Here is a 7,351-nt window from a genome sequence, read left to right as displayed (position 1 = left end):
GAATCCGACGTACCAAGAGTTCGCCGAACATTACGGCGTGGCGATTATCCCAGCGCGGGCCAGAAAGCCGCGTGATAAAGCCAAAGCTGAAAATGGGGTGCTCCTGGTCGAACGTTGGATCTTGGCGCGCCTGCGTCATCACACGTTCTTCCGCCTCGGCGATCTGAATACCGAGATCGACACGTTGCTCTTGGCACTGAACCGGCGTCCGTTCCGCAAGCTGCCAGGCTCGCGCCGCACGCTGTTCGAACAGCTCGACCGTCCGGCCATGAAGCCGCTACCCGTAGAGCCCTACGTGTTCGCCGAGTGGCAGCAACCACGGGTGCATATCGACTATCACGTCGAGGTCGACCGCCACTACTACTCGGTGCCCTACGCGCTGGTCAGTCAGGTCGTGGACGCACGTGTCACGGCGCACACCGTGGAGCTGTTCTACCGCGGCCAACGCGTCGCCTCACACGTGCGCTCGCATCTGAAGGGGCGACACACCACCGATCCGGCGCACATGCCCAAGGCCCATCAGCACTACGCCGCCTGGACACCGCGGCGGCTCATCGACTGGGCCGAAAAGAGTGGCGCGGCAACCGCCAAGCTCGTCGCAGTCATCCTCACCACCCGCGCCCATCCCCAGCAGGGCTTCCGCTCCTGCCTGGGCATCATGCGGTTGGGTAAGCACTACGGTGTCGCGCGTCTGGAGGCGGCCTGCCGGCGCGCTCTCGTCCTCGGCGCTCACAGCTACAAGAGTGTCGAGTCGATTTAAACGTGGTTTGGACGGCGAGCCATTACCGGCCACGGCGTCTTCCACCCCGGCGATCCCTCACGACAACGTGCGCGGCGCCGGTTATTACCACTGATCCACACCCACGATAGGAGAGTTATCATGTTGATCCATCCCACGATCGAAAAACTGCATGCCTTGCATTTGACCGGCATGGCGCGCGCATGGGAGGCTCAGCGCCACGTGCCCGACAGCGATACACTGAGCTTCGAGGAGCACCTCGGTCTGTTGCTCGATGCCGAGAGCACCGAGCGCGACAACCGCCGTTTGCAGACCCGTTTGCGCACCGCCGCGCTGCGTTCCACCGCCTGCCTGGAGGATATCGATTATCGCCATCACCGCGGCTTGGACAAGAGCCTGATAAAAAAGCTCGCCACCTGCCAGTGGCTGCACGAGCACCTCAATGTGCTCATCACCGGACCGAGCGGGATCGGAAAAAGCTGGTTGGCGTGCGCGCTCGCGCATCAAGCGTGTCGGCAGGGCTTCACCGCCCGCTACCTGCGTCTACCGCGCTTGCTCACCGAGCTCGCCATCGCCCGCGGGGATGGTCGCTACCGCAAGCTCCTCGCACAGCTCGCCCGCCTCGATGTGATCCTCCTCGATGACTTCGGCCTCGCCGCCCTGACCGAAGAGCAGCGGCGCGATCTGCTCGAGATCCTCGAGGACCGTTACGAGCGGCGTTCCACTGTGGTGACCAGCCAATACCCGGTCGAGCACTGGCATGAGCTCATCGGCGATCCCACCCTGGCCGACGCGATCCTAGACCGGCTCGTGCACAACGCCTACCGGCTTAACCTGAAAGGAGAATCGATGCGAAAGCGAGCGAGATCGTTGACCGACACCCAGTCGACACGCTTATAATGCCAACCCCGCGTCGCTGCGCTCCGAAGGGGTGATCAGTTTCGACCGGAACGGGTGATCAGTTTGCGCCGGATTGAGTGATCAGATTGACCGGATTGCGCATCGAGGAATAGGGCCTCGATGTTTTTCGGGGCATGGTGGATTCTTATCTTGGATTGCGCCGTACGGTCGTTGTCGGGAAACAGCGCCTGCTGATCCTGGATCGCGATGCCGTTGCGCCCGCGATAGCCCCGGATCAGCACTTCCACCATATTCGCAATCTCGGCTTCAGTCTTCAGGCCGACCAGGTAGGATGCGCATCCAAGGGCAACGGACACGATCCCGTCGCCGAGCGCGCCCGGCTCGCCCGAGCGCAAGCGGACAAGATTAGATTGCGAGTTAAACCGAGCCTGGGCTCGCGACCGTTTCAGCTACCAAACCGCTCATGACGCAACCCCCTCGGGCAACAGAATGTCGGGCGCCACCAGAACACCTCGTAGTTCGCGCGTAGAGCCTCGTAGAACCATCCGCATCGGCCGCATCGTCCGCGCCAGACCACCCCAGCGGCGGGTAGCAAGGGATCTCTCGGAACCGGATCTCATCGTGCGGCGCTGTCCCCGCCGCGTCGTTCCCCCAACCGCGTCGCCATGCTTTTGCCGATGGCCATGCGCTCGGAGACCGTGAAGCTCTTACATGAGCGCCAAGGCAGCGGCCGCGGCCAAACGCTTACACAGTGCTTACACGGCTAGAGCGTACAGGGCTGAGAATCACGTAATACCTTGATTTTATTGGTGGGCCGTGGAGGACTCGAACCTCCAACCTACTGATTAAGAGTCAGCTGCTCTACCAATTGAGCTAACGGCCCGCGCGGGTACTGGCAAGGCGCAGTCAGGGGATGGGGTGAGCGATGGGACTTGAACCCACAACAACCGGATCCACAATCCGGGGCTCTACCGATTGAGCTACGCCCACCATCGTGACCGCTCGACAGCGTAACGGTACTTCGCGTCCCGAACGGCCTCTCCGTACGCTGGCAGGCGTGGGGCAGGGGGCATGCCCTGAACCCCACCGCGCAATGGCGCGCCTGGCAGGACTCGAACCTGCTACCCTCGGCTTAGAAGGCCGATGCTCTATCCGCATGAGCTACAGGCGCTTTGCGGGTCCCCGGTTTCGCCGGGGAGACGTGGTCGGGGCAGAGGGATTTGAACCCCCGACTCCCTGCTCCCAAAGCAGGTGCGCTACCAGGCTGCGCTATGCCCCGAGAGGCCGATGTGCATCGCCAAATAAGGTATATAGATGGTCGCGGAAGCGCGAGGGATGATACGCACCCGTCTTCAAGGCGTCAATGGACCGGCACGCGTCGGTGCGGGGCTATCCGCGCCGCCAGCGCGTGCCGCCCGGCCCGTCTTCCAGCACCACGCCTTGGGCAGCGAGCCGCAGGCGGATCCGATCGGCCTCCTGCCAGTCCTTGCGGGCGCGGGCCTCGCTGCGTCGGGTGATCCAGTCCTCCACCTCGGCGTCGGCCGGCCCGTCGTCCTCGGATCCGTGGCGGAGATAGCGCTCGGGCGCCGATTGCAAGAGACCCAGGACCGCGGCCAGACGACGCAGCCGGGCCGCGAGTTGGCCCGCGGCCGCGCGGTCGGACTCCTGCAACCGGTTCACCTCGCGCGCCAGATCGAAGAGCACGGCCATGGCCTCGGGGGTGTTGAAGTCATCGTCCATGGCCGCGCGGAAGCGCGCTTCGAAGCCATCTTCCTGCACAGGGGGGTCATCCTGTACCTCCGCAAAAGCCCGACATCCTTGTCGGCCCGGTTGTCCGTCGTCGGGCCAATCGCGTAGCGCCAGGTAGAGCCGTGTGATCGCCTGCCGGGCATGCTCCAGGTTCTCTTGCGAGTAGTGAAGCGGGCTCCGGTAGTGGCTGGCCAAGAGGAAACAGCGCACCTCCTCGGGCTGGTAGCGGTGGAGGACGTCGCGCACGGTGAAGAAGTTGCCGAGTGACTTCGACATCTTCTCCTCCTCGATCTGCACGAAGCCGTTGTGCATCCACACTCGGGCGAAGGGCTGGCCGGTTGCGCCCTCGGACTGGGCGATCTCATTCTCGTGGTGGGGGAACTGGAGGTCTTGTCCGCCCCCGTGGATGTCGAAGGAATCGCCCAGGCAATGGGTGGCCATGGCCGAACACTCGATGTGCCAGCCGGGACGCCCGGGTCCGAAGGGCGATGCCCACGCCGGCTCTCCCGGTTTGGCGCGCTTCCAGAGCACGAAATCGAGCGGATCGTCCTTGGCTTCGTCCACCTCTACCCGGGCGCCGGCGCGCAACGCTTCGGGTCGCTTCCCCGAGAGTTTTCCATACTCGACAAAGCTCGCCACCCGGTAGTAGACATCGCCGTTCTTTCCGAGGTAGGCATGGCCGCGCTCCAAGAGCCGCTCGATCATGCGCGTCATGACCTCGATGTGTCGGGTGGCGCGCGGCTCGAGATCCGGTTTCCGAACCCCGAGCGCCTGCCCGTCCTCGTCCATGAACCCGATGTAGCGCTCGGTCAGCGTCCCGATATCCTCGCCCGCCTCGGCGGCGCGCCGGATGATCTTGTCGTCGATGTCGGTGATGTTGCGCACATAGGTGACCTCGTAGCCGAGCGCGCGCAGATAGCGGGTCACGACATCGAACACCACCATGACGCGGGCGTGGCCCAGATGGCAGTAGTCATACACCGTCATCCCGCACACGTACAGGCTGACCTTCCCGGCCACCATGGGCGTGAAGGGCTCTTTGGTGCCCGTCAGGGTGTTGTAGATCGTGAGCATCAGGGTTCCTTCTTGATGAGAGCCGCGAACCGCTCCCGGACGCCCTCGCGCGGCATCAAGGCGATGAGGGCTGCGAGGTCCGGTCCGTCGATCCGGCCGGTGAGCGCCGCGCGCAGCGGCATGCGTTGGGGCACGCGGAAGCGCAGGGTCGCGGGGCTGCCGGCGCGCCGTTTGGCCTCGATCCGATCGGCGTCGAACCGTGCGCAGGTTCCGGGATAACGCGGGGCCGTGCCCGCTGCCAACTGGGCCTTGCGGGTCATGGCCAACTCTCCTGCCGTACAGAAACAGGGATAAGCACGACGCTCCGCCTCGAGCGTTCGATAATAGTCGGCATAGCCGCGCCACGTTCCGACTGGCGGTAAGGCCCCCGCCGCGCTACCGACCCCGGAACCCTCGTCCCAATCGAGACCCAACCAGCGGAGGTCCTCGACGATGGCCACGGATCCCTCGGCGCCGCGCGCCGGATCGGTGTTCTCGATGCGCAGGAGGAACACGCCTTTCTCGCGGCGCACAAGACAATGGTTGAAGAGCGCCGTGCGCACCTTGCCGAGGTGCATGAGCCCGGTGGGCCTGGGGGCGAAACGGGTCTTGATCATGGGCGGGTGCGGGGGGGATGTGCCATTATAAGCACGGCACACCGCGAGCCCAGCACATGGCGACCCTGTTCATCTCCGATCTCCATCTCGACGCGCTGCGTCCCGAGCCGCTCATGCGCTTCCAAGCGCTCCTCGCCGGGCCGGCGCGCGGGGCCGAGGCGCTCTACATCCTGGGAGATCTCTTCGAGGCCTGGATCGGCGATGACGACGATCGGCCCCCGCATCCCGAGGTGCTGGCCGCGCTCGCCGATCTCTGCGCCTCGGGGATACCCGTGTACGTCATGCGGGGCAACCGCGATTTCCTCATGGGCGCGGATTTCGAAGCAGAGACGGGCTGCCCCCTCTTACCCGATCCGACCGTAGTAGATCTCTACGGGGAGCGGACGCTCCTCATGCACGGCGATACCCTGTGCACAGAGGACCTCGAATACCAGGCCTTCCGCCGGCAGGTGCGCGACCCGAGGTGGCAGTCGGGCTTCCTGGCCCGCCCGCTGGCCGAGCGCGCGGCACTCGCCCAGAAGGCGCGCGAAGGCAGCCGCATGGCGACCCAGGGCAAGGCCGAGGCGATCATGGACGTCACCCCGGAGGCGGTCGTCGAGACGATGCAGGCCCACGGCGTCCGGCAGCTAATCCACGGCCACACCCACCGCCCCGCCATCCATCGGCTGGTGCTGCAGAGCGGGGAGGCGCGCCGTGTCGTGCTCGGGGATTGGTACCAGACGGACAGCGTCCTGGTCCTCGACGAGCGCGGTCCGACGCTCACCCGGATCGCCGATGTCGTCGGTACTTGCGTGCATCATGCCGCAACCTCAAGGAACACTTCAGGATGACGCTCGGCGATCTTCAGGAGTGTCTTTGCCGCGCCCGAAGGCTCGCGCCGACCCTGCTCCCACTGCTCTGGGGTGCGCTTCGAAACGCCAAGAGCTGCTGCAAGCTGTGCTTGGGAGAGCCCGCTCTTCAGCGCACGCGAACTATGCGAGACTTCGGCTCCACTTTCGTGTGTTTGCCTCGGCCCGCCTTTATCTCGCGTACGCCCTCTAGGTGTAGTGTAACAATAGTATCTTTACAATAAGGACTGGTTATTCCATTCGCCGAACGGTTTGTTGGTCGTCAGGAGGATGGAGCGCTCTTGGTAGCGGCGGGTGACGACTTCGAAGAGCAGTTCGGCGTAGCGTGCGTCGTAGGACAGGTAGCCGACCTCGTCGATGGCGAGCACGGTGGGTGTGGTATAGCGGCGCAGTCGGCGCGCGAGCGCGGTGGTGGAGTCCTGGGCGGCGAGGTCGTGGAGCATGTCGGAGGCGAGGGTGAAGCGGGCGGTATAGCCGTGTAGGAGCGCGTGGTGGGCGAGGTTTTTGAGGAGCATCGTCTTGCCGAGGCCGTTGGGTCCGATGAGGACCACATTGGCGGCTTCCGGGATGAAGGCGAGGGAGAAGAGCTCTTCCACCAAGGCCCGGTCGCATTGGGTGGGCCAGGCCCAATCGAAGTCGGCGAGGGGTTTGAAGGCGCCGAGGCGGGCGTTGTCGAGGCGGCGTTTGAGGGAGCGGTGTTGGCGCTCTTGGTCTTCGATGTCGAGGATGCGCGCGAGGCAGGGCTCGTTCATCCAGGTCTCGGCGTGCGCGGCGAGCCCGTAGAAGCCGAGCCGGCGGAGGCGCGGGCGAGCAGTGTCAAGCGTGAGGGTCGTGGCCGGTGCGTTCATCGGTGGACTCCGGGGTGAGGTCTTCGTAATCACTCAGCGCATGTGGGTGCACGGTGAGGGCGTGCAACCTGGAGTCGTCGGGCAGGGCCACTGCGAGGGGTGGGGGTTGGCCGCGGGCCTGCGCGTGCCGGTCGATGAAGTGGCGCACGGCGCCGAGGTGGGCGGCGTCTTCGGCTAGCGCGGCCGCGATGGCCTCTTCCAAGGCCGCAGCGCCGTGGGTATCGAGGAGCTGGAGCAGGCCGCGGGTGAGCACGCCCAGGTATACGCCCCGCTCGGCGGCACGTAGGAAGAGCCGCTTCGCGCTTTGGGCGGCGTGCTGCGGCGGTCCTGGGCACGGTGGGCCCGAGCGGCGTGTTTGTGCTTGAGGAGCGCTTCGAGGTGGGTGGGGTCTTCGATTTGAGCGCCGCGGTCGAAGCTGCGCGGATGGGTGGCGATCACCTGCTCTGCATCGAGGATGCGCACCGTCTCGAGCGTAGCCAAAACGAGGAGCGTGCGGTGCACCTGGGTATGGGGGACAGAATAGTCGTTGAGGTCGAAACGCACATAAGGGGTCTTGCGGACGCTGACTTCGAGGCGCTCCTCGGTGGGGAAGGGGTTATCGGGTAGCGGCAGCAGATGGGGCTGTTCCTCGGTGAA

At 65.1% G+C, this 7,351-nt stretch carries 8 protein-coding genes, 4 tRNA genes and 2 pseudogenes; 4 read left to right on the top strand and 10 right to left on the bottom strand.

The annotated features are described in order from the left end of the window. A pseudogene (locus M3461_01625) lies at positions 1–854 on the top strand (IS21 family transposase). A gap of 26 nt (positions 855–880) precedes the next feature. Beyond that, positions 881–1,639 carry an IS21-like element helper ATPase IstB gene (gene istB, locus M3461_01620; protein ID MDQ3773157.1) on the top strand — a complete coding sequence of 253 codons (759 nt, stop codon included), beginning with the start codon at positions 881–883 and terminating at the stop codon, positions 1,637–1,639. A gap of 35 nt (positions 1,640–1,674) precedes the next feature. Here istB and M3461_01615 read toward each other — a convergent pair whose 3' ends face one another. The 7 genes from M3461_01615 to M3461_01585 form a co-directional block, all read right to left on the bottom strand. Continuing rightward, positions 1,675–1,995, bottom strand: coding sequence for a hypothetical protein (locus M3461_01615; GenBank protein ID MDQ3773156.1), 321 nt, complete (start codon positions 1,993–1,995; stop codon positions 1,675–1,677). Between the two features lie 412 nt (positions 1,996–2,407). Further along, positions 2,408–2,483: transfer RNA gene (locus tag M3461_01610), tRNA-Lys, on the bottom strand. A gap of 31 nt (positions 2,484–2,514) precedes the next feature. After that, positions 2,515–2,590: transfer RNA gene (locus M3461_01605), tRNA-His, on the bottom strand. 104 nt (positions 2,591–2,694) lie between these two features. After that, positions 2,695–2,771, bottom strand: a tRNA-Arg gene (locus M3461_01600). Between the two features lie 31 nt (positions 2,772–2,802). Next, positions 2,803–2,879 (bottom strand) — tRNA-Pro (locus M3461_01595). Between the two features lie 110 nt (positions 2,880–2,989). Beyond that, positions 2,990–4,423, bottom strand: coding sequence for a cysteine--tRNA ligase (gene cysS / locus M3461_01590; GenBank protein ID MDQ3773155.1), 1,434 nt, complete (start codon positions 4,421–4,423; stop codon positions 2,990–2,992). Continuing rightward, a complete protein-coding gene (locus M3461_01585; protein ID MDQ3773154.1) occupies positions 4,423–5,019 on the bottom strand; it encodes a glutamate--tRNA ligase family protein in 597 nt (198 codons plus the stop codon). Before M3461_01585 ends, cysS begins: the two co-directional genes overlap by 1 nt. Positions 5,020–5,075: 56 nt before the next feature. Between M3461_01585 and M3461_01580 the strand changes: the two genes are divergently transcribed. After that, complete coding sequence (locus M3461_01580; protein ID MDQ3773153.1) at positions 5,076–5,849, top strand: UDP-2,3-diacylglucosamine diphosphatase; 774 nt, start codon at positions 5,076–5,078, stop codon at positions 5,847–5,849. Here the strand turns inward: M3461_01580 and M3461_01575 are convergent. Next, positions 5,816–6,042, bottom strand: a pseudogene (locus M3461_01575) (type II toxin-antitoxin system MqsA family antitoxin). The gene M3461_01580 and the pseudogene M3461_01575 sit on opposite strands and share 34 nt — an antisense overlap. A 40-nt stretch (positions 6,043–6,082) precedes the next feature. Beyond that, entirely contained in the window at positions 6,083–6,715 is a 633-nt protein-coding gene (locus tag M3461_01570) for an ATP-binding protein (protein ID MDQ3773152.1), read from the bottom strand. Here M3461_01570 and M3461_01565 point away from each other — a divergent pair. Beyond that, positions 6,699–6,893 (top strand): hypothetical protein, encoded by a 195-nt coding sequence (locus M3461_01565; GenBank protein MDQ3773151.1) that lies wholly within the window; start codon positions 6,699–6,701, stop codon positions 6,891–6,893. The genes M3461_01570 and M3461_01565 overlap by 17 nt on opposite strands. Here the strand turns inward: M3461_01565 and M3461_01560 are convergent. Beyond that, on the bottom strand, positions 6,890–7,351 hold a 462-nt coding region (locus M3461_01560), incomplete at its 5' end, for a hypothetical protein (GenBank protein ID MDQ3773150.1). The two genes, M3461_01565 and M3461_01560, sit on opposite strands and share 4 nt — an antisense overlap.

The organism is Pseudomonadota bacterium, assembly GCA_030860485.1.
Classification (GTDB): domain Bacteria; phylum Pseudomonadota; class Gammaproteobacteria; order JACCXJ01; family JACCXJ01; genus JACCXJ01.
The sequence above is the reverse complement of the archived record's forward strand: the minus strand, read 5'-3'. Positions and strand labels throughout refer to the sequence as shown.